Source organism: Streptomyces sp. NPDC058691 (genome assembly GCF_042714775.1).
Taxonomy (GTDB): Bacteria; Actinomycetota; Actinomycetes; order Streptomycetales; family Streptomycetaceae; genus Actinacidiphila.
Window position 1 is genome coordinate 71,906 of the sequence record NZ_JBHXSO010000032.1, and the last position, 20,908, is coordinate 92,813.

The window sequence follows — 20,908 nt, forward strand, 5'->3', positions numbered from 1 at the left end:
ATGAGAAACATCCGTCTGCAGGATTCGTACCAGCCGAGGAGTGCCCCATGGCTCACCAGGTCCGTGCCGTCGTCGCCCGGGAGAAGGGTTCCCCCGTCAGCCTGGAGACGATCGTCGTGCCCGACCCGGGGCCGGGCGAGGCGCTGGTGAAGATCCAGGCGTGTGGGGTCTGCCACACCGACCTGCACTACCGCGAGGGCGGCATCAACGACGACTTCCCCTTCCTCCTCGGCCATGAGGCGGCGGGCGTCGTGGAGTCCGTCGGCGAGGGCGTGACCGACGTGGCCCCCGGCGACTTCGTCATCCTCAACTGGCGTGCGGTGTGCGGCCAGTGCCGTGCCTGTCTGCGCGGCCGCCCCTGGTACTGCTTCAACACCCACAACGCCAAGCAGAAGATGACGCTGCTGGACGGCACGGAGCTCTCCCCGGCCCTGGGTATCGGCGCCTTCGCGGAGAAGACCCTCGTCCACGCGGGCCAGTGCACCAAGGTCGACCCCGCCGCCAGCCCGGCCGTCGCCGGGCTGCTCGGCTGCGGCGTCATGGCCGGCATCGGGGCCGCCCTCAACACCGGCAATGTCGACCGCGGGGACAGCGTCGCGGTCATCGGCTGCGGCGGCGTCGGCGGGGCCGCGGTGATGGGCTCGCGGCTGGCGGGCGCTTCGAAGATCATCGCGATCGACATCGACCCGCGGAAGCTGGAGACGGCGAAGAGGCTCGGCGCCACCCACACCGTCAACTCCAAGGAGACCGACCCCGTCGAGGCGGTCCGCGAGCTGACCGGCGGCTTCGGCGCCGATGTCGTCATCGAGGCGGTCGGCCGCCCGGAGACCTACAAGCAGGCCTTCTACGCCCGCGACCTGGCCGGCACCGTCGTCCTGGTCGGCGTCCCGACCCCGGAGATGAAGCTGGATCTCCCGCTGCTGGACGTCTTCGGCCGCGGCGGCGCCCTGAAGTCCTCCTGGTACGGCGACTGCCTGCCCTCCCGCGACTTCCCCATGCTCATCGACCTTTACCAGCAGGGCCGGCTCGACCTGGGAGCCTTCGTCACCGAGACCATCGCCCTGGACGAGGTGGAGAAGGCCTTCGAGCGCATGCACGGCGGCGACGTCCTGCGTTCGGTGGTGGTCTTCTGATGGCCGCCCGCGTGGACCACCTCGTCACCTCCGGCACCTTCTCCCTCGACGGCGGCACCTGGGACGTCGACAACAACGTCTGGATCGTCGGCGACGACAGCGAGGCGATCGTCATCGACGCCGCCCACGACGCCGACGCCATCGCCGGCGCGCTCGACGGGCGGCGTCTGCTCGCCATCGTCAGCACCCACGCCCACAACGACCACATCGACGCGGCCCCCGCGCTCGCGTCGCTGACCGGCGCGCCGGTCCTGCTGCACGGCGACGACCTGCCGTTGTGGAAGCACACCCACCCCGACCGCGCCCCCGACGGCGAGTTGACGGACGGTCAGCGGTTCACCGTGGCCGGCACGAGCCTCACGGTCCTGCACACCCCGGGCCATGCTCCGGGCGCCGTCTGCCTGTACGCACCGGAACTCGGCACGGTCTTCACCGGCGACACCCTCTTCCAGGGCGGCCCGGGTGCCACGGGGCGGTCCTTCTCGGACTTCCCCACGATCGTCGACTCGATCCGCGACCGTCTGCTGACGCTGCCGCCGGAGACGGTCGTCCGCACCGGCCACGGCGACAGCACGACGATCGGCGCCGAGGCGCCGCATCTCGAGGAGTGGATCGCCCGCGGCCACTGAGCCGCGTGACGCTGTCGGGGGGAGGACCGCCAGGTCCTCCCCCCGAGTCAGAACGACCAGACGAAGGTGTGGTCGTGCGCGGCGACCACGGCCAGTACCACCAGGTCGGCCGCGCCGAGGACCAGCCCCAGCACGGCCCGGGCCCGGTGGGCGGTGCCCTGGAGCAGGGCCAGGGCGCCGAGCACCAGGGCGGAGGGGCCGAGGACCACGCTGAAGACCAGCAGTCCCGTCAGCCCCAGGACGAACGAGGCCGCCGCCGCGCCGTCCGCCTGGCCGCGGCGGGTGCGTGCGGGGGGCGTTGCGATGGTCATCCCTCCCCGCGGTGCGCCGGCCGCCGGCGGATCCCGTAGAGGGCCGGCCAGAGACCGATCGCGCCGGCCGCGATGAGGGTGATGTGCAGGGGCAGGTGTGCGACCGGTCCGAGCACCAGCCCGAACAGGGCCAGTGCGACCACCAGAAACAGCATGCCGGTCCTTCCCGGTTGCTCGCGGTTTCAGTGAACAGTTGTGCACCTGCCCGGCCGGGCCGCCGTGAAACCGTGCCGTACGCCTCAGGACGTCAGCACCCGCAGCGGCGTCCCGTCCCGGAAGGCCGCGATGTCCTCTACGGCCTGCCGGTAGAAGACGTCGTAGGTGGCCTCCGTGACATAGCCGAGATGCGGGGTGAGCAGGGTGTTGGGCAGGGTGCGCAGCTCGTCCCGCGGGGGCAGCGGCTCGGTGTCGTAGACGTCCAGCGCCGCGCCCGCGATCCGGCCCCCGCGCAGCGCGGCCACCAGGGCGGGTGTGTCGACGAGCGGGCCGCGCGAGGTGTTCACCAGCAACGCGGTCGGCTTCATCAGGGCCAGTTCCGCGGCACCCACCAGGCCGGTGCTGCGCTCGCTGAGCTTGTAGTGCACGGTGACGACGTCGGACGCCGAGAACAGCTCCTCCTTGCCCACCGCCACAGCTCCGTGCCCGGCCGCCCGTGCCGGGTCGAGATGGGCGCTCCACGCCAGCACCCGCATGCCGAAGGCGGTCCCGATCGCCGCGACGCGCGCCCCGAGCCGGCCGAGGCCCACGATGCCGAGGGTGCGGCCGGCGAGGTCCCCGCCGATGCTGTGCTGCCACTCGCCGCGCCGCATCCCGGCCGCCTCCTGGTGGATGTGCCGGGTGAGCGACAGGATCAGCCCCCACGTCAGCTCCGCCGTGGCGTGCGCGGGGCTGTCGGTGCCGCAGACCGTCACCCCGTGCCGCCCGGCCGCCTCCAGGTCGATGGAGGCGTTGGCCATGCCCGTCGTCACCAGCAGCCGCAGTGCGGGCAGTGCCGCGAAGCGCTCGGCGGTGAAGGGGGTGCGTTCCCGCATCGCCACCACCACGTCGAACCCGTCCAGCGCCGCGACCAGCGCGTCCGTGGTCGCGAGGTGGTCCTGGCGGAAGACCACCTCCGCGCCCAGAGCGCTCCAGTCGGCGAAGCGGTGGGCCGCCCTCTGGTAGTCGTCCAGCACTGCGATGCGCATCGCTCGGCTCCTTGGCTCGGGACCGGTGCTCCGCCGGCCGGTTTCTTGATCGCTGCCGCCGAGGGTAATCCGCCGGGTCACGCCGCCCGTGGACACCCCCTGCGGAGCGGCCGCGGGATCAGAGCTCCCGCCGGCCGTCCGGCTCCGGGATCGCCTGCTCGGTCCAGATGCTCTTGCCGTACGGGGTGTAGCGGGTGCCCCACCGCTGGGACAGCGCGGCGACCAGCTGCAGTCCGCGGCCGCCCTCGTCGCTGGGGGCGGCGTGCCGGATGCGCGGCGTGGTGAGGCTGCCGTCCGACACCTCGCACACCAGGGCGCGGCTGCGGATCAGACGCAGGCCCACCGGTCCGCGCGCGTGCCGGACGACGTTGCCGACCAGCTCGCTGGCGATCAGTTCCGTGGTCGTGATCAGGTCGTCCAGGCCCCACCGCTCCAGCTGGCGCCGTACGTGGTCGCGGGCCTGGCCGGCGGCGACCGGCTCCCCGGGCAGTGACCACGAGGCCATGTCCTCGGGCGCCAGCGCGTGGGTGCAGGCCAGCAGCAGCGCCGCGTCGTCGGCGTGCTCCTTGCCGATGTCCAGCGCGGTGCACACGTCATCGCACAGGCGCTCCAGACGCCCTACCTCCTCCCGCCGCTCGTCCCCCCGGCCGCCGCTCCCGGGAGCCGCCGGCGCGTTCGCCAGGGCCCGGGTCAGGGCCTCGGCGAGCGCGGTCATGCCGGTGTCGATGTCCCGCTGGGAGGACTCGACCAGGCCGTCGGAGTACAGGGCCAGCAGACTGCCGTCCGGCACCTCGAACTCCACCAGCGCGAAGGGCGGGGTGGCCGCCCCCAAAGGGGCGTCGGGCGGGCCGCCGACGAAGTGCACGGTGCCGTCGGGACGGACCAGCGCGGGCGGGGGGTGGCCCGCCCGCGCGAGGGCGCAGCGGCCCGCGGCGGGGTCGTACACGGCGTACAGACAGGTCGCGTAGAAGTCGTCGCCGAGGTCGCTCACCAGGTCGTTGAGGTGCGCCATCAGCTCGTCGGGCGGCAGTTCCAGACCCGCCAGGGTGTGCACGGCGGTGCGCAGCCGGCCCATCGTGACGGCCTCGGAGATCCCGTGGCCCATCACGTCGCCGATGACCAGCGCGGTGCGGTCGGCGGAGAGCGGGATGACGTCGTACCAGTCGCCGCCGGCCGTCGTCCCTTCCGTGGCCGGCAGGTAGCGCGCGGCGGCGGTGACCGCGGGGAGCACGGGCAGCGTGCGGGGGAGCAGTCCGCGTTGCAGCTCCTGAGCCCTGCCGTGCTCGGCGTCGTACAGCCGGGCGCGCTCCAGCGCCTGGGCGATCAGCCCGGCGAGCGCGGTGAGCAGGGTGCGCTCCTCCTCGGTGAACGGGCGCGGCTCGGAGAAGGAGACGACACAGCAGCCGACCGGTTTGCCGGACACGATCAGCGGCAGGAACGCCCAGGCGTGCTTCTGCGCCCACTCGCGCAGTTCGGCGCGGGCCGGGTAGAGGGAGACGTACTCGCGGGCCGAGGTGATGTAGAGCGGCCCCTTGGCGCGGAGCGCGTCGGCGCCCGGGGTGCCCTGGGCGAGCCGCTCCCGGCCGGTGCGCCGCATGAGGTCCGGGGGATAGCCGACGAAGCCGACGGCGCGCAGGAAGTCGCCCTCCAGCGTCTGGATGATCAGACCGGTCGCGTCGAACAACGGCAGCACGCGCTCGGCGACGGCGTGCACGACGTCGTTCACGGTCACCGCCTCGGCCAGCGCCGTGGTCAGCCGCCCGATGTGCGCGGCGCGGTCGACGGCGGCCTCAGCCGCCTTGGCCTGCGCCTCCTCCGCCCGGCGCTGCTCGGACACATCGGTGAGGTAGAGGGTCAGGCCGTCGGGCACGGGCATCACCCGGACCCGGTACGTGCGCTGCCCGCCGTCCCAGGCGATGTCGCCGCTGACCGGTGTCCCGGAATCGGCGGCCTCCCGGCAGCGTGCCTCCAGCCCCGAGGGACGGACCCCCGGCAGATCCCACAGGATCCGGCCGCCGGTCCTGCCGTGGGCGCCGAGCAGCCGCTCGGCCTGGGCGTTGGCGAAGACGATCCGCCCGTCCGGGGCGAGGGCGAGGAAGCCGTCGCTCATGTGCCGCAGCGCGCGCCCCACCGTGTCCATGGCGACCCGGGTCTCGGTGCTGTCCCACAGCACCCCGCGCAGCAGCAGCGGTCTGCCGTCGTCGCCGTGCACGCTGCGCCCGCGCGCCTGCACCCAGCGGAAACCGCCGTCGGGGCGGCGGACCCGGTACTCGGAGGCGTAGCCGCCGACGGTCCGGGCGGCGTCCTCCGCGTCGGCGATCACCCAGGGCAGGTCCTCGGGGTGGACCAGTTCCACCCAGGTCTCGATGCGCCCGTCGTACATGTCGGGGGGCATGCCGAAGACGTGCTGGGCGGCGTCGTCGAGGAAGGCCTCGCCGGTACGGACGTTCCACTCCCAGGTGCCCACGCCCACGTCGGTGGCGGTGGTGGGGAGCCGGGTGCCGGGCCTGCGCTCCGCGAGGCGCCAGCGCTGGCGCGGCTCGGCGGGCGCGGGCCGTCCGAGCCGGTCGCCGACCCAGGCCGCGATGCGTTCGAGCAGGTCCCACTGGCCGTCGGTGGGCGGCAGGTCGCCGGCCGTCACCACGGACAGCGCGCCGAGCGGGCCCTCGGGCCCGGGCAGCGGGACGGACGCGACGCCGGAGCGCGGTGGGAGGGGGCCCGGGGTGACCGCGGTCGTGGGCAGCCACAGGCGGGTGTTCTCGGCGGTGGCCCTGCCGGGGGCGGTGCGGTCGTGGTCGGCGAGGTAGACCCAGCCCCGGGTGAGATTCCGGGGCAGCCCGATGCTGGTCGAGAGCCGCAGCGGGATGCCGCCGCGGGCCTGCCGCCCGCGCAGGTGCACCAGCCCGCCCAGCCCGGCCAGGGCGCCCACCGCCTGTTGCAGCCCCAGCCGCAGCGCATCGCGTTCGCCCTGATCGTCGCCCGTGGACAGGAGCAGCCGCAGCCTGTCCTCTCCGGGCTGCTCCGATGGTGCTCGCGGTTCCTGGGCGGAGGCTTCGTTCGGGATCATGCCCTCATTCCGTCGGATACTCCTCCGGAGGCCAACATAGCGCCGAGCGCGCGCGGCGTCAGTGCGAGCCGGCCGCTACAGCATGCCCGACGGCGACCGTGCGCCCGGCCCCGCGGACCTTGCCGGGGAGTCTGGGGAAGGTACGGCAGCGCGGCCGTGGTGCCGGGAACGCGTCGACGCGAGCGGCGATCCCGTGAATGCCGAACGGCTTGATGCCGAGGTCGTGGCCGCCGGCTGCTCAGCGGGCGGCGTGGTGTGGGGAGCTGTCCGGTACCGCCCGGCGCCCAAATCGGTTGAGCGCGCGAAATCGGCCGTGCTACCTCTTGCGGGTTCCGCGAATCCGATCGCGGAGACGCGAAGGGGAGACCGCCGCATGGTGCTTGGAGAGCTCGTCAAACTGCGTCCCATGGAGCCCTCGGACGCCGACGCGCTGTGGCGGTGGAACAACGACCCCGAGGTCATGCGCTGGATGGACGACGGATACGCGCAGCCGCTCGCCCAGATGCGCAAGCGCTTGGAGGAGCGGCCGCGCAACGCCTACGGCGAGGTGCTCTACGGGATCGAGGTCCGGGACGACGGTGTGCTCATCGGGCTCGTACGGCTGCGTGACGCCGAGCCCGAGACCGGCTGCGCCGAACTCGACATCTACCTCGGCGAGAAGGAGTACTGGGGGCGCGGCTACGCCACCGACGCCATGCGCACGATGTGCCGGTACGGCTTCGGCAAGATGCGTTTGCACAAGATCTCGCTCACCGTCGTGACCGACAACGAGGCGGCGCACCACGTCTACCGCAAGGTCGGCTTCGTCGACGAGGGCCGGCTGCGGCAGGTCTTCCGGCGTGACGGCCGGTGGTACGACATGTTCACCATGGGTCTGCTGGAGGACGATTTCCGCGACTGAGCGGCCCCACGGCCACGGGGGCGGCGACCCATCGGCGCGATGTCCGTGGCCCACTCGGGGACCATGCAGGTGCCCGGTGTCGACGGGGTAGCCCGCCGAGCTGGGACCCGGTGCGGGACGGGCAGGTCCCGCACCAGGTCCTCGTCAGGCGTCCTGGTGGCCCACGTCGACCGTGACCCCCATGACATGGCTGTACAGCTCCGCCTCGGCCTGCAGCGACCGCGCGACACTGGACGCCATGCGGAAGCCGTGCCCCTCGCCGTCGAAGAGCAGATAGCGGTGCCACAGGCCGCGGGCCGCGACCGCCGCGACGATCACCTCCGCCTGGTCCGGGCGGCAGATGAAGTCGTCGGCGCCCTGGAGCATCACCAGCGGGCTGCTGATGCGTGCCGCGTTCGCCAGTGGTGAGACCCGCTCGTACCGCTCGCGGTCCCGGGGCAGTTCGCCGATCAGGCTCTGGAGGTAGCGCGACTCGAAGTCGTGCGTGTGGCCGCCGGACCAGGCCAGCGGATCGCTGATCGGGTAGTACACGGATCCGCAGGCGAACACATCGGTCGAGCTCAGGCAGGCCAGCGAGGTCCACCCGCCGGCCGAGCCGCCCCGGATCGCGGTGCGGGCGGGGTCCGCCAGCCCGAGCGCCGCCAGCTCGCGTGCCACGGTCACGCTGTCCTCGACGTCGACCACGCCCCAGGCGTGCCGGAGCCGGTCGCGGTAGGCCCGGCCGTATCCGGTGGAACCGCCGTAGTCCACGCTCGCGACCGCGAAGCCGCGGCTGCAGAACAGCGAGAACTCCAGGTCGGGGGTGGCGCCGGTGCTGCTGGTCGGGCCGCCGTGGACATGGATCAGCAGGGGCGGCGCCTCGCCCGCCGGGCCCTCGAAGTCGGGGTTGACGGGCGGGTGGTAGACGTAGTGCACCTCACGGCCGTCCGCCGCGCGGGCAGTCCGCCGTTGCGGTACGGAGTGCCAGGCGGCATGCGGGGCGTGACCCGCCGGAGTGCAGTCGATGGCCGGGGCCAGGGGGGTCCCGGGTGGCGCCAGAGGCACCCACAGCACCGTGCGGCCCCGGTCGGCGGCGCCGGCGAGGACCACGGCATGCGAGTCCTCGGCCCACAGGTCCGAGCCGAACTCGGTCCATCCGGAGGCGAGTTCGGTGAGCGTTCCGGTCCCCGGACGCCACAGGGCGAGTTGCTGGTCGCCGACGCCGTGGCGCAGGACGACACCGGCGGCGGTGACCGCGAACCAGCTCGCGCCCACCCGCCACAGCGCGCCGGCGCACTCACGCGCCATCGGCAGGACGCACTCGGCCTCCGCCGTGCCGTCCGGTACCAGCGAGACGCGGTGCAGGTTCCACCAGCCGTCCGGGTCCGCCATCGCGTACAGCGTGTCCGGGGAGGCCCATTCCGCCTGCGGTACGGACACCCCGTTACCGCCGAGCACCCGCACGGCGCCGGTCGCGACACCGTCCACCAGGTCGGCGACCATCAGATCGGTGGCGTCCCACGGCATCAGCGGATGGTCCCAGCCGATCCAGGCCAGCCGGCGGCCGTCGGGGCTGACGCGGGCACCGGACAGGAAGTGGTGCGAGCGCGCGACGACCCGGACCGCTCCGGGGTCGTCGGCCGCCGCCCCGGACAGGGGTACGGCCACGATGTCGCGGCGGGTGCGGGGGGCCGGGTCGTCGTCCTCCGGGCCGGTCGGCGCGGCGGTCACCTCACGGACGCACCAGACCTCGGTGCCGTCCTGAGTGATCGTCATGTCGGCGTAGCAGGTGGTGGCTTCGGGACCGTCCGGCGGTGTCAGCGGGCGCGGCTCGGTCCCGGCCGGCACGTCGCGCGCCGACGCGGCTTCGACCGTGATGGACGCGACATCGGCGCGGTAGAGCCGCTGGTCCCGGTGGTCGGTGAAGACCAGCAGGTGCTGTCCGGCTCCCTGCCGGAGGACGTACGGGCGTCCGCCGTACCCGAGCGCGCGGTTGCGCACGGACCAGCCCTCGCCCAGCACCGGCCGCGGTTCCGGCGCGGCGGGGTGCGTGCGCAGCAGCCGTACGGTGGCGGTCCGCGGATCCAGGGCGCACCACCACGTCTCCGCACCGGCACCGGAGGGCCAGCTCTTGGATCCCGAGCCGGCCGCGGCCATGTCCGCGGTGATCGGCGAGGGCCACTCCCCATGGGGCAGCACCCGCTTGCCGCCGGAGTGCCGTTCCACCGGTTGCCCGCCGAATGCCTGACGGTCCGTCAACGCGGGCTCCCCTCGAGGTCGACGGCCTGTCCGGCCGCGTCGCGGGCCAGCAGGTCGGCCGGCGTCTCCCGGCGCACCATCAGCCGGGCGCGGCCGTCGGCGACCGCGACCACGGCCGGACGCGGCTGGAAGTTGTAGTTGCTCGCCATCACATGGTGATAGGCACCCGTGGCCGGGACCGCCAGCAGATCGCCGACCGCGACGTCCTCGGGCAGGGCGATGTCGGGAACGACCACGTCCCCGCTCTCACAGTGCTTGCCGACGACGACCGAATGCCGGGGCGGGCCGGTCAGGCTGCGGTTGGCGGTCCACGCGGTGTACTGGGCGGCGTACAGCGAGGGGCGCAGGGCGTCGCTCATGCCGCCGTCGACGGAGACGAAGCGGCGCCGCAAGCCGTCCTTGACCACGCCGACCCGGTACAGCGTCACCCCGGCCGTACCGATCATCGACCGGCCGGGTTCGACGGCCAGGCGCACCTCGCGGGGATCGAGCACCTCGGCGATCCCCGCGCGCAGGGCCGCGACCGCGTCGGCCGGACGCAGCCGCGGCCGGCCCGGCAGATAGGGGATTCCGGCCCCGCCGCCGAGGTCGATCTCGGTGATGGTGATGCCGTGGCGCTCGGCGAGCATCCGTACGAAGGCCGCGATCCGGGCGGCCGCGGTGCGCAGCCCCGAGGTGTCCACGATCTGCGAGCCGATGTGCGAGTGGACGCCCACGAACCGCAGTCCCGGGGTGCGGTGGACGGTCAGGGCGGCCTGCTCCGCGTGGCCGCCGGAGATCGGGAACCCGAACTTGACGTCGTCGCTGCCGGTGGCCATGTAGTCGTGGGTCTCCGCCGCGACCCCGGGGGCGATCCGCAGATAGACGTCCTGGACCCGGCCGGCGGCCCGCGCCTGCGCGGACAGCCGCTCGATCTCCTCCAGGCAGTCGACGACCACGACGCCGACCCCGTGCCGCACGGCGGCGGCGAGTTCGGCCGGCAGCTTGTTGTTGCCGTGCAGGACGATCCGGGCCGGGTCGAAGCCGGTGGCGACGGCGAGTTCGAGTTCGCCCCCGCTGCACACGTCCAGGTGCAGGCCCTCGGCATCCACCCAGCGGACCATCTCGGCGCACAGGAAGGCCTTGGAGGCGTAGTGCACCCGGTCGGCCCCGGCGGCCCGCCACTGGCGGGCCCGTTCCCGGAAGTCGGCCTCGTCGACGACGTACAGGGGCGTGCCGCAGGCCTCGGCCAGAGCGGGCAGGGAGACCCCGCCGACGTGCAGTTCGCCGCCGACGGCACGGGCGGTCAGCGGCCAGACCTCGGGTGCCTCCTCCGGACCGGCGGCCGGGGCCAGACCGTCGGCCGCCCCCTCGCGCGCGGGGGACACGGTGCCGGCGTCGGGTGCCGGGCGCGGGGCGGGCGGGGCCGCGTGGGCCGAAGACATGGGTGCTACTCCTCGGTGAGGACGACCAGCAGCAGCAGGTCGCCGCTGGACTCGGTGATCTGATGTTCGTCCGACGCCGCCAGGTGGCAGACGTCGGCACGGCGCAAGACTCGCACGGAGTCGGCGACCCGCACCGTGCACCCCCCGGCCAGGACGACGAGGACCTCCTCGCCGGTGTGGCGGACCGGCTCCCCGTGGTCCCCGTGGTCCCCGTGGTCCCCGGGGTCGCCGTGGACCAGCCGGACCTGGAGCCGGGACGCGCCGTCCGCGGTCCGGTCCCAGATGCCGGAGGCGCCCGGCACCTGGGCGAGCAGCGGGGCGGCCGCGAACCGGGCCGGGAACGCGGGGGCGCTTCCGGTCTCCCGTCCCGCCGCGCCGAACAGCTCGCCCACATCGCACCCGAGGCCCGCCGCCACTTGTGCCAGCGTGCGCGCGGTCGGGTTCGCCGAGCCCGACTCGATCTGGGAAATGTACGCCGGAGAGAAGCCCGCGCGGCCGGCCACGGTGGACAGGGTCAGGCCGGATGCCCGTCTGACCTGGGCCACGGACCCGGCGAGTGTGGCGATCGCCCGGTTCGCGACCTCGTCCAGCGCGGCACGGGGCGACCCGTCCGGCGGTGGTGGTGCCCCGGGTGATTCAACCCTTGACGGTGTCATCGGGCGACAGTAATACTCGCCGAGCACTTAGGGCAATCGATCCGTCAGATGCGTTAACTCCCAGTAAATCGACTTCGCTTAACGGACCAGCCCACCGCGAAACGGACATGAGGGAGGTCGCGGATGGCCACGGCATTCGCCCCGACGCCGGTGCTCACCCTGCTGGGTGCCGCGGCCGCGCAGTGCGGCCCGGCCGGTGAACGCCTGGTCGCGGTCATCGCCGCGGACTACCCCGCGGCGCTGGAACGCAGACCGGCGCAACTGCTGCGCGCCGCCGAGGCCGGGGCCGAGGACCTCGACCGGCTGCTGGCCATGGCGGGGTTCGCCGACACCGACGATCTGCGGCGTCAGGCGGGCCGGGAGGCCAACCGCCGGCTCACCTCACCGGATCTGCGGTTCACCAGCCGGGACGGTGAGGCGCAGGACCGTTCTCCGCTGCGCCGCACGCTCGACCGGGAGCAGCAGAACCTCGCCGGCACCCTCAACTCCCTCCAGGCCAACGGCGCTCTGGAGTTGGCGGCCGAGGCGATCCTCGCCGGCCGCCGCCGCTGGATCTTCGGCGATCTCAAGTCGATCGGCTATGCCGCACTGCTCGCCTCCGACCTGACCTCGTCGCTGCGCGACGTCACCCTGATCCAGCCGGGCAGCGGGGCGGCCGTCAACGCGATCAGTGACGCCCACCCCAGCGATGTACTTGTTGCATACAGCTTTCGCAGTTACAGTCAGCTCACCCTGGGCGTGGCCCGGCAGTTCCAGGCGCTCGGTGCGACGGTGATCGCGCTCACCGACAGCTACGACAGCCCGGTCTGTGCGACGGCGCACCACGTGCTCGCCATCAATACGAGAAGTGAGTCGCCCCGCCACTCGCCCACAGCGGTCACCGCGGTGGGCCACATCCTGGCCTCGCTGGCCGCCGCGGGCGCCAAAGGCGCCGGCCGCCGCGACCGGCGCCGGGCCGAAGTCGCACGAGCACTGCAGTGCTACGCCGACGACGCCGTGACCGGCGCCCCCGCCGTCCCCCGCCCGGCCACCCCGGGCCCGGCCGATGCCGTCCCCCGCCCGTAGGCAGACCCCGAGGGAAGCACTTCGTGACCGCACAGTCCTCTCCCGCACAGTCCTCTCCCATGACCGCGCAGCCCACCCCGACCGAGCACGACGTCATGGCCGCCGACACCGTCGACCTGTGCTCCCGGCTCATCACCTTCGACACCAGCAACTTCGGCGGCGGCGACTCGCGGGGTGAGCGCGCCGCGGCGGAATGGGTCGCCGAGACCCTCGCCGACGCGGGTTTCGCGCCCACCGTCCTGGAGTCCGCCCCCGGCCGGGCCAGCACCGTGGTGCGCATCCCCGGTACCGATCCCACCGCCCCGGCCCTGCTGGTCCACGGCCACCTGGACGTGGTGCCGGCCGAGCCGGCCGACTGGAGCTTCGACCCCTTCTGCGGCGAGGTGCGGGACGGGGCCGTCTGGGGCCGCGGTGCCCTGGACATGAAGGACATGGACGCGATGATGCTGGCCGTGGCCCGCTCGTTCGGCCGCACCGGCCACCGGCCGCCGCGCGACATCGTGATGGCCTTCGTCGCGGACGAGGAGGACACCGGCGTGTACGGGGCGGGTTTCCTGACGGAGAAGCATCCCGAGCTGTTCGAGGGTGTCACCACCGCGATCAGCGAGTCCGGCGGCTACGCGGTGCACCTGCCGAACGGCACGCGGCTGTATCCGATCGCCACGGGCGAGCGGGGCAGCGCCTGGATGACCCTCACCGCCCGCGGAACCGCGGGCCACGGTTCCCGCCGCAATCCCGACAACGCTGTCAGCACCCTTGTCCGTGTGCTCGCCGAACTGGCCGACCACCCCTGGCCCGTGCACATCACGCCCACGGTGGGCGCCCTCCTCGACGGGCTGAGCGCGCATCTCGGGGTCGTGATCGACCCGGCGGAGCCCGCCTCCCTGGCTCAACTCGGCGAAGCGGCCCGGCTGGTGGAGGCGACGGTGTCCAACAGCCTGAACCCCACCATGCTGCAGGCCGGCTACAAGCACAACGTCATCCCCAGCGAGGCCACCGCCGGCGTGGACGGCCGGATCCTGCCCGGCGCGGAGGACGCCTTCTTCGAGGTCGTCGACGGCATCCTGGGCTCCGCGGTGACCCGGGAGTTCGCCAGCTTCGCCGCCCCGGTCTCCGCCGACCACACCACCGCGGAGTTCGCCGCGATGGCGGCGGCACTGCGGGCCCACGACCCCGAGGCGCTGGTGCTGCCGTTCTGCATGTCCGGGGGCACCGACGCCAAGGCGTTCGCACGGCTGGGCATCGCCGGCTACGGCTTCGCCCCCGGCACCACCCCGCCGGGTTTCTCCCACTGGGACTTCGTCCATGGCGTCGACGAGCGGGTGCTCGTGGACAGCCTTGCCTTCGGAGTCCGGGTCCTCGACAGCTATCTGCGAACGGACCCCCGTACCGGCTCGGCCCTCTGAGCCGACGTCCCCCCTGCCATGGCACCACCACGGCACTGAGAAGGAGAAAGATTCCGTGACGACAGGCACCGCCACGCCTTCGAGACCACGCGGCCGCGGATTCGCACGCGCCGCGTCCGCTCTCGGCGCCTCCCTGCTGCTGGGCGCCGCCACGATCGGCATCGCGCCGACGGCGTCCGCCGCCCAGGGCACCACCCTGCGGTCCGCGATGGCCGGCCAGGTGGACTCCCTGAATCCCTTCCTCGGGTACTTCAAGGGCTCGCTCGACGTCTACGCAGCCGTCTATCCGACCCTCAACACCCTGAAGGCCGACGGCACCCCCGGTCCGTACCTGGCGACCTCGTGGAGCACCTCGGCGGACAAGCTGACCTGGACGTTCAAGATCCGGGACGGCCTGAAGTGGAGCGACGGCAAGCCGCTCACCGCCGAGGATGCGGCCTGGACGCTCAACCTCATCATGACCGACGACATCGCCGGCACCGCCAACGGGTCGCTGGTCGAGAACTTCGCGTCGGTCACCGCCCCGGACCCCACCACCCTGGTCATCAAGACCAAGGCCCCGCAGGCGAACATGCTGTACGTCAGCATCCCGGTCAGCGGCATCCCGATCGTGCCGAAGCACATCTGGGAGTCGCACGTCGCCGGTCTCAAGGACTACAAGAACGACAGCTTCCCGATCGTCGGCTACGGCCCGTGGACGCTGACGCAGTACAAGACCGAGCAGTACGCCAAGTTCGACGCCAACAAGAAGTTCGTCCTGGGCGCCCCGAAGTTCGACCACCTGATCCAGCAGTCCTTCAAGACCTCCGACGCCGCTGTCGCCGCCCTGCGCAGTGGCCAGCTCGACTTCGTCAACAACGCGAACCTCAACTCGACGCTGTACGAGTCGCTGAAGGGCCAGAAGTCGGTCCAGACCTTCCAGGAGGTCGGCAACCGCTGGACCGCCGTCGAGATCAACGCGGGCGCCAAGACCCGCACCGGGAAGAAGATCGGCACCGGCAATCCGGCGCTGGCCGACGCGACCCTGCGCACTGCGATCGCGCTGGCCACCGACAAGCAGACGCTGGTCGACAAGGTGCTCGGCGGTCTCGGCACGGTCAGCCACAGCTACCTGCCGCCGGCCTGGCCCCAGTGGTCCTGGAGCCCCGCGGCCGGGGAGAAGCTCGACCACGACCCGGCCAAGGCGAACCGGATGCTGGACGACGCCGGCTACAAGAAGGGGGCCGACGGCGTACGGATCGACCCCAGGACCAAGAAGCCGCTGGCCCTGCGCCTCGGGATCCACTCCGACACCGCGCGTGACACCCAGATCTCGACCTACATGTCGGGCTGGCTGAAGCAGATCGGCATCAAGGTCGACATCCAGGCGCTGAGCTCCACCAAGCTCAACGACGACCTGGCCAAGGGCGACTGGGACATGCTCATGGACTCCTGGAGCACCGGCGCGGACCCGACGTACCTGCTCGGCATCCAGACCTGCGACGCCCGGCCGAACGACGACGGCTCCGCCGGCAGCACCGACGCGTTCTTCTGCGACCCGGCGTACGACCAGCTCTTCAAGCAACAGGTCGTCACCTTCGACCCGGCCGAGCGGGCGAAGATCATCGGCCAGATGCAGTCCATCCTCTACAAGGCCAACAGCGACCTGACCCTGTACTACGCCAACGGCCTGAACGCGGTCCGCACCGACACGGTGAGCGGCCTCGCCGAGGGCAAGCCCGGCGCAGGCGGCCTGTACCAGCCGCAGACCACCTTCTGGAACTACCTGAACGCCACTCCGGTGGGCGGTGACAAGGCCGCCTCCTCCGGCAACGGCACGCTCATAGGCGTGGGTGTCGCGGTCGTGGTCGTCGTGCTCGCCGGGGCCGTGTTCGTGATCAGGCGCCGAGCCGGCGCGGACGAGCGTGAGTAGCCGATGACCAGTAACACGGACGCCGCCCGGCCTACCGGCCCGGACACCGTGGGGGAGGCGCCTTCGGGCGCCCCCCGCCCGGGGCCGGCACAGCCGCGAGCACCGCGCAGCTTGCGAACATCGCCGCAATTCGGCCTGCTTCGCTACATCGGCTCCAAACTCGCCGCCGCCGCGGTGAGCTTCGCCGTCACCCTCGTCATCTGCTTCGTGATGTTCAGCCTGATGCCGGCCGACCCGGTGCAGGCACTCACCCGCGGGCGCGCGGTGAGCGACGCCCAGATGATCCAGCTGCGCCACCAGCTCGGCGTCGACCAGCCGTTGTGGCGGCAGTTCCTCTCGTTCGTGACCGACACCCTGCAGGGGAAGCTCGGTTACTCGTGGGGACTGAAGGACTCGGTGGCGCACCTGATCGGCGAGCGCATCGGCCCCACCCTGCTGCTGATGGGGACCGCCACCGCGATCTCCGTCGTGCTCGGCCTCTGGCTCGGCGTCCGCAGCGGCTGGCGGCACGGCAGCCTCCTGGACCGGATCACCTCCGGCACCTCGCTGACGCTGTGGTCGGTGCCAACCTTCTGGCTCGGCATGATCCTCCTGATCCTCTTCAGTGTCGGCGTCGGGCCGATCCCCAGTCTGTTCCCCGCCGGCCAGATGAGCGACCCGTCCCTGGACGGCGGCGGGATCGAGCACGTCCTCGACGTGGCCCGGCATCTGGTGCTTCCCGCGACGACCCTGGTCCTGGTGGTGTTCGCGCAGTACGTGACCATCATGCGGTCCTCCATCATCGACGAGCTGGGCAGCCCGTACCTGTTGACCGCGCGCGCCAAGGGCCTGCGGGACGACGTCGTGCGGCGGCACCACGCGGTGCCCAACGCCCTGCTGCCCTCGGTGACCGTGATCTTCCTCCACCTCGGCACCATCGTCGGCGGGGCGATCACGGTGGAGACCGTCTACTCGTGGCCGGGGCTGGGCTATCTGACGTATCAGGCCCTCCAGGTCCCCGATCTCCCGCTGCTCCGGGGGACCTTCATCATCTTCAGCGCCTCGGTGATCATCATGAACCTTCTCGCCGATGTGGTGTACCGCTTCCTCGACCCACGGGTGCGTGCCCAGTGACCCACCTCGACACCGCGCTCGACACGGCACTCGACACCGCGCACGCGCCGCCGCGGTTCCACGCGCTGCGCCGCTTCGCCCGCGCCTTCGCGCAGCGCCCCTCCGGCCTGGCGGGCCTCGGCATCCTGCTGGCCTTCGGCCTGCTGGCGCTGTGCGCCCCGCTGTTCATCGGCGACGACCAGCTCGACGTGGTCAAGGTTGACGGCCCCCTGCTCGCGGCGCCGAGCGGGGACTACCTGCTGGGCACCGACCAGGCGGGCCGCTCGATCCTGCTGATGACGATCTGGGGCGCCCGCTCCTCGCTGGCGATCGGCATCATCGCCACGCTGCTGACCGTGCTCCTCGGCAGCGCGATCGGGCTGCTGGCCGGCCACTACCAGGGCCGGATCGGCAAGGCGCTGATGCACGTCACCGACTGGTTCATCGCGCTGCCCAGCCTGCCGCTGGCCATCTCGCTGTCCGCGGTGATCGGGCAGGGCTCGGCGTCCATCACCATCGCCATCGCGGTGACCTCCTGGACCGGCACCGCGCGTCTGATCCGCGCCCAGACGCTCGCCGTCGAGGCGCGGCCGTTCATCGAGCGGGCGAAGGCTCTCGGGGCCAGTGACGCCCAGGTGATGCTGCGGCACGTGCTGCCCAACGTGGCACCGCTGATCCTGGTCTCCAGCACCCTGACCGTGGCCTCGGCCATCCTGTCCCAGGCGACCCTGACCTTCCTCGGCCTCGGCGACCCGATCAGTGTGTCCTGGGGCTCGATGCTCAACGCGGCACTCGCGCAGGGGGCCGTGAGCGCCGGGGACTGGTGGTGGCTGCTGCCGCCCGGCGTCGCGATCCTCATCGTCGTCCTGGGCTTCACCCTCACCGGACGGGCCGTCGAGCACGTCCTCAACCCCCGGATGGTGAGCGGCTCATGAGCATGCTCGAGGTGAGCGACCTCAAGGTCACCTACCGCAACGGCAAGAACGGCAGCGACATACCCGCCGTGCGCGGAGTGAGCTTCGCCCTGGACGGCGGCCAGACCCTCGGCCTGGCCGGCGAGTCGGGCTCCGGCAAGTCGACCATGGCGCTGAGCCTGCTGCGGCTGCTGCCCGCGTCCGCCCGGATCAGCGGTGAGGTGCGGTTCCAGGGCGAGGACGTCCTGACCGCCTCCTGGAGCCGGCTCCGTGCGGTGCGCTGGGCACAGGCCTCGGTGGTGTTCCAAGGGGCGATGAGCGCCCTCAACCCGGTCCAGACCATCGGCGACCAGATCTGCGAACCGATCGTGCTGCACGAGAAGGTCGGCCGGCGGGTGGCACGTGCCCGCGCGACCGAACTCCTCGACAGCGTGGGCGTGCCGGCCCGCCGGCTGGGCAGCTATCCGCACGAGTTCTCCGGGGGCCAGCGGCAGCGCATCATGATCGCCATGGCGCTGGCCTGCCGTCCCGACCTGATCATCGCGGACGAGCCGACCACCGCCCTGGACGTGATGGTGCAGGCGCAGATCCTGCAACTGCTCTCGGACCTGGTCCGGGAGCGGAACATCGGCGTGATCATGATCAGCCACGACCTGTCGGTGCTCTCGCAGATGTGCGACCGCCTCGCGGTGATGTACGCGGGGAAGATGGTGGAGACCGGGCCGTCCACCGAGCTGTTCGGCGACCCGCGCCACCCGTACACCCGGGCGCTCGGGCGGGCCTTCCCGACCATCGGCGATCCGGCCTCGCGCCGCGCGCCCGCCGGGCTGCCCGGCGACCCGCCCAACCTGTCGCAACTCGGCGAGGGCTGCGCGTTCGCGCCCCGCTGCCCGGAGGCGGCCGACGCCTGCCGGACCCGTCCGGTCGAGCTGTGGCCGAGCGGCCCCGGGCGGCACGCGGCCTGTCTTCGCGTACTGCCCGATTTCCAGGCGGAGCCGGCAGGTCTCACCGTCAGCGAAGGGAGCGAGAAGTGAGCACCACCACCGAGCGTGCCGTCGCCGACGCCCGTACGGACGCGGACGCGGATGCGGACGCGCCGGCGCTCGAGGTCCGCGATCTGAGGATCACCTATCCGCCCCGGGGCGGCCGCGGTCCGGCGCACGCCGTGGACGGCGCCGACCTGCGGGTCGGACAGGGCGAGATCGTGGCGCTGATCGGCGAGTCCGGCTGCGGCAAGAGCACGCTGGCCAGGGCGCTGGTCGGGCTGGTCAAGCCCACCGGCGGTGAGGTCCGGTACCGGGGCGGCCGGCTGGGCCACTCCAGTGCCGCGCTCAAGGAGCACCGCCGCCACGTCCAGCTGGTGCTGCAGGACCCCGGCGGCGCGCTGAACCCCCGGCAGACCGTCTATGACGCCGTCGCGGAGGGGCCGCGTCTGCACGGGATGACCGGCGACCTCAACGCTCGTGTGTACAAGGCCCTGTCCCAGGCGGGGCTGCGGCCCCCCGAGGACTTCATGCGGCGGTATCCGCACGAGATGTCGGGCGGCCAGCAGCAGCGTGTGGTGATCGCCGGCGCGCTGGCGCTCGGCCCGTCGGTCGTCGTCGCCGACGAACCGGTCGCCTCCCTGGACGCCTCCGTCCGCGGCGAGATCCTGAAGCTGCTGCTGGACCTTCGCGACGAACTGGGCCTGTCCGCCCTCGTGGTGAGCCACGATCTGGGTCTCGCCTGGAACATCGCCGACCGGGTGGCGGTGATGTACCTCGGGCGGATCGTCGAGGTCGGCACCGTGGAGGAGGTGCTGCTGCATCCGCGACATCCCTACACCAAGGCACTGCTGTCGGTGCTCCCGGACTCCGGACGGGACCGGCGGCCCACCCTGCTGACCGGCGAGCCGCCGGACCCCACGGCGATCCCGGACGGCTGCCGGTTCCACCCGCGCTGCCCGCTGTTCGCCGGGCTGGACGAGGACGGGCGGCGCGCGGCCAAGTGCGCCACGGACGACCTGCCGGTGCTCTCCGCGGATCCGTCCCTCGGCGCCCAGGTCGCCTGTCACCTGGCCGGGGAGAGCCGGGACGAGGACGAGGACGACCGGTACGAGGACACCGGAGCCGCCCGATGACGGGCGGCGACACCATCGTCCGGGGCCGCTCCCGCCCCGGCGCTTCCGGCGACGACTTCGTGGTCGGCGACGTCGACGGCCCTGAGGCGATGGCCTCCTGCATGGCGCTGTACGCCGACGTCATGGGCCTGCGCCCGGGGGACGGCGGCGTCAACCCCCGGCTGCTGACCGCCCTTCAGGCCAACAGCGGCGTGGTGGTCGACGCGCACTGGGGCCGGGAACTGGTCGGCTTCGCCTACAGCTTCCTGGCCCGCGAGCCGCTGAACGGCGGGGTCTGCGCGGCGGGGGAGCCGGCCTGGCGCTTCTACCAGTACTCCCAACTCGCCGTCGTGGCCCGAGCCCACCAGGGCAAGGGGATCGGCAGGCGGCTGAAGCACGCCCAGCGGGACCGCTGTCTGGCGGAGGGGATCACCCTGATGCGCTGGACCTTCGACCCGGTCAAGACCCGCAACGCACATTTCAACCTGGACGTCCTGGGCGGCCGGCTGACCGCGGTCAAGCCCGCCTTGTACGGCACGGACGGCTTCGGAGACGACACCGGCGAGGTGACCGACCGGTTCCTCGTGGACTGGCACCTGACCGAGCCGCCCCGCGCCGTCCGGCCCCTGATCCCCCGGGCCGGCTGGCGGCCGGGCTCGGTCCACCACGACGGGGAGGACGTGATCGTCGTCGTTCCCGCCCAATGGCAGAACCACCGGGCCGAGCACGGCGCCGCAGCCGCGGCCGACCTGCGCCGGCGGCTGTGCGAGACCTTCGAGGCTGTCCTCACCGAGCACGAAGGGGTGTCCTGCCGGCGGCTGGACGAAGAACTCGCGGCCTACCGGTTCGTGCCCCGCCGGGCAGACTAGGAATGCACC

Annotated in this window: 18 protein-coding genes; 11 read left to right on the plus strand and 7 right to left on the minus strand. The window is 72.6% G+C overall.

Translation table 11 applies throughout. From position 1 onward, the window contains the following. Positions 1 to 47 precede the first annotated feature (47 nt). A complete protein-coding gene (locus ACFWVC_RS22920) occupies positions 48 to 1,133 on the plus strand; it encodes an S-(hydroxymethyl)mycothiol dehydrogenase (protein WP_384288965.1) in 1,086 nt (361 codons plus the stop codon). Beyond that, positions 1,133 to 1,762, plus strand: a complete 630-nt coding sequence (locus ACFWVC_RS22925; RefSeq protein WP_384288968.1) for an MBL fold metallo-hydrolase — start codon at positions 1,133 to 1,135, stop codon at positions 1,760 to 1,762. The genes ACFWVC_RS22920 and ACFWVC_RS22925 overlap by 1 nt, the downstream gene beginning before the upstream one ends. A gap of 47 nt (positions 1,763 to 1,809) precedes the next feature. Here ACFWVC_RS22925 and ACFWVC_RS22930 read toward each other — a convergent pair whose 3' ends face one another. The 4 genes from ACFWVC_RS22930 to ACFWVC_RS22945 form a co-directional block, all read right to left on the minus strand. Next, on the minus strand, positions 1,810 to 2,073 hold the full coding sequence (locus ACFWVC_RS22930; RefSeq protein WP_384288970.1) for a DUF4190 domain-containing protein: 264 nt from the start codon (positions 2,071 to 2,073) through the stop codon (positions 1,810 to 1,812). Continuing rightward, on the minus strand, positions 2,070 to 2,228 hold the full coding sequence (locus tag ACFWVC_RS22935; protein ID WP_384288973.1) for a hypothetical protein: 159 nt from the start codon (positions 2,226 to 2,228) through the stop codon (positions 2,070 to 2,072). Before ACFWVC_RS22935 ends, ACFWVC_RS22930 begins: the two co-directional genes overlap by 4 nt. Positions 2,229 to 2,312: 84 nt before the next feature. Continuing rightward, positions 2,313 to 3,257 carry a D-2-hydroxyacid dehydrogenase family protein gene (locus ACFWVC_RS22940; RefSeq protein WP_384288979.1) on the minus strand — a complete coding sequence of 315 codons (945 nt, stop codon included), beginning with the start codon at positions 3,255 to 3,257 and terminating at the stop codon, positions 2,313 to 2,315. 118 nt (positions 3,258 to 3,375) lie between these two features. Continuing rightward, a complete protein-coding gene (locus ACFWVC_RS22945) occupies positions 3,376 to 6,324 on the minus strand; it encodes a SpoIIE family protein phosphatase (protein WP_384288984.1) in 2,949 nt (982 codons plus the stop codon). Positions 6,325 to 6,697: 373 nt separating this feature from the next. Between ACFWVC_RS22945 and ACFWVC_RS22950 the strand changes: the two genes are divergently transcribed. Continuing rightward, positions 6,698 to 7,225: a GNAT family N-acetyltransferase gene (locus ACFWVC_RS22950; RefSeq protein WP_384288987.1), complete on the plus strand. Its 528-nt coding sequence runs from the start codon at positions 6,698 to 6,700 to the stop codon at positions 7,223 to 7,225. Positions 7,226 to 7,369: 144 nt separating this feature from the next. Here ACFWVC_RS22950 and ACFWVC_RS22955 read toward each other — a convergent pair whose 3' ends face one another. Genes ACFWVC_RS22955 through ACFWVC_RS22965 form a run of 3 tightly spaced genes read right to left on the minus strand, consistent with a single transcriptional unit; the run spans position 7,370 to position 11,543 of the window. Further along, positions 7,370 to 9,463 (minus strand): prolyl oligopeptidase family serine peptidase, encoded by a 2,094-nt coding sequence (locus tag ACFWVC_RS22955; RefSeq protein ID WP_384288989.1) that lies wholly within the window; start codon positions 9,461 to 9,463, stop codon positions 7,370 to 7,372. Next, positions 9,460 to 10,887 carry a diaminopimelate decarboxylase gene (gene lysA, locus ACFWVC_RS22960; protein ID WP_384288992.1) on the minus strand — a complete coding sequence of 476 codons (1,428 nt, stop codon included), beginning with the start codon at positions 10,885 to 10,887 and terminating at the stop codon, positions 9,460 to 9,462. The genes ACFWVC_RS22955 and lysA overlap by 4 nt, the downstream gene beginning before the upstream one ends. A 5-nt stretch (positions 10,888 to 10,892) precedes the next feature. Beyond that, positions 10,893 to 11,543, minus strand: coding sequence for a helix-turn-helix domain-containing protein (locus tag ACFWVC_RS22965; protein ID WP_384288997.1), 651 nt, complete (start codon positions 11,541 to 11,543; stop codon positions 10,893 to 10,895). Between the two features lie 123 nt (positions 11,544 to 11,666). On the opposite strand from ACFWVC_RS22965, the gene ACFWVC_RS22970 reads away from it, so the two are divergent. From ACFWVC_RS22970 to ACFWVC_RS23005, 8 genes are read left to right on the plus strand one after another with little or no spacing between them, the layout of a single operon-like run. Then, positions 11,667 to 12,608, plus strand: coding sequence for a MurR/RpiR family transcriptional regulator (locus ACFWVC_RS22970; protein WP_384289002.1), 942 nt, complete (start codon positions 11,667 to 11,669; stop codon positions 12,606 to 12,608). A gap of 59 nt (positions 12,609 to 12,667) precedes the next feature. Then, positions 12,668 to 14,014 (plus strand): M20/M25/M40 family metallo-hydrolase, encoded by a 1,347-nt coding sequence (locus ACFWVC_RS22975; protein WP_384289005.1) that lies wholly within the window; start codon positions 12,668 to 12,670, stop codon positions 14,012 to 14,014. Positions 14,015 to 14,069: 55 nt separating this feature from the next. Beyond that, positions 14,070 to 15,926, plus strand: a complete 1,857-nt coding sequence (locus ACFWVC_RS22980) for an ABC transporter substrate-binding protein (protein WP_384289009.1) — start codon at positions 14,070 to 14,072, stop codon at positions 15,924 to 15,926. A gap of 3 nt (positions 15,927 to 15,929) precedes the next feature. Next, the gene (locus tag ACFWVC_RS22985; RefSeq protein WP_384289011.1) at positions 15,930 to 17,039 is read left to right on the plus strand and encodes an ABC transporter permease; all 1,110 of its coding nucleotides are present in this window, start codon (positions 15,930 to 15,932) and stop codon (positions 17,037 to 17,039) included. Next, positions 17,036 to 17,953 (plus strand): ABC transporter permease, encoded by a 918-nt coding sequence (locus tag ACFWVC_RS22990; protein WP_384289014.1) that lies wholly within the window; start codon positions 17,036 to 17,038, stop codon positions 17,951 to 17,953. Before ACFWVC_RS22985 ends, ACFWVC_RS22990 begins: the two co-directional genes overlap by 4 nt. Further along, positions 17,950 to 18,966 (plus strand): ABC transporter ATP-binding protein, encoded by a 1,017-nt coding sequence (locus tag ACFWVC_RS22995; protein ID WP_384289016.1) that lies wholly within the window; start codon positions 17,950 to 17,952, stop codon positions 18,964 to 18,966. The genes ACFWVC_RS22990 and ACFWVC_RS22995 overlap by 4 nt, the downstream gene beginning before the upstream one ends. After that, a complete protein-coding gene (locus tag ACFWVC_RS23000; RefSeq protein WP_384289020.1) occupies positions 18,963 to 20,051 on the plus strand; it encodes an ABC transporter ATP-binding protein in 1,089 nt (362 codons plus the stop codon). Before ACFWVC_RS22995 ends, ACFWVC_RS23000 begins: the two co-directional genes overlap by 4 nt. Further along, positions 20,048 to 20,899, plus strand: coding sequence for a hypothetical protein (locus ACFWVC_RS23005; RefSeq protein WP_384289022.1), 852 nt, complete (start codon positions 20,048 to 20,050; stop codon positions 20,897 to 20,899). The genes ACFWVC_RS23000 and ACFWVC_RS23005 overlap by 4 nt, the downstream gene beginning before the upstream one ends. The last annotated feature ends 9 nt before the right edge of the window (positions 20,900 to 20,908 follow it).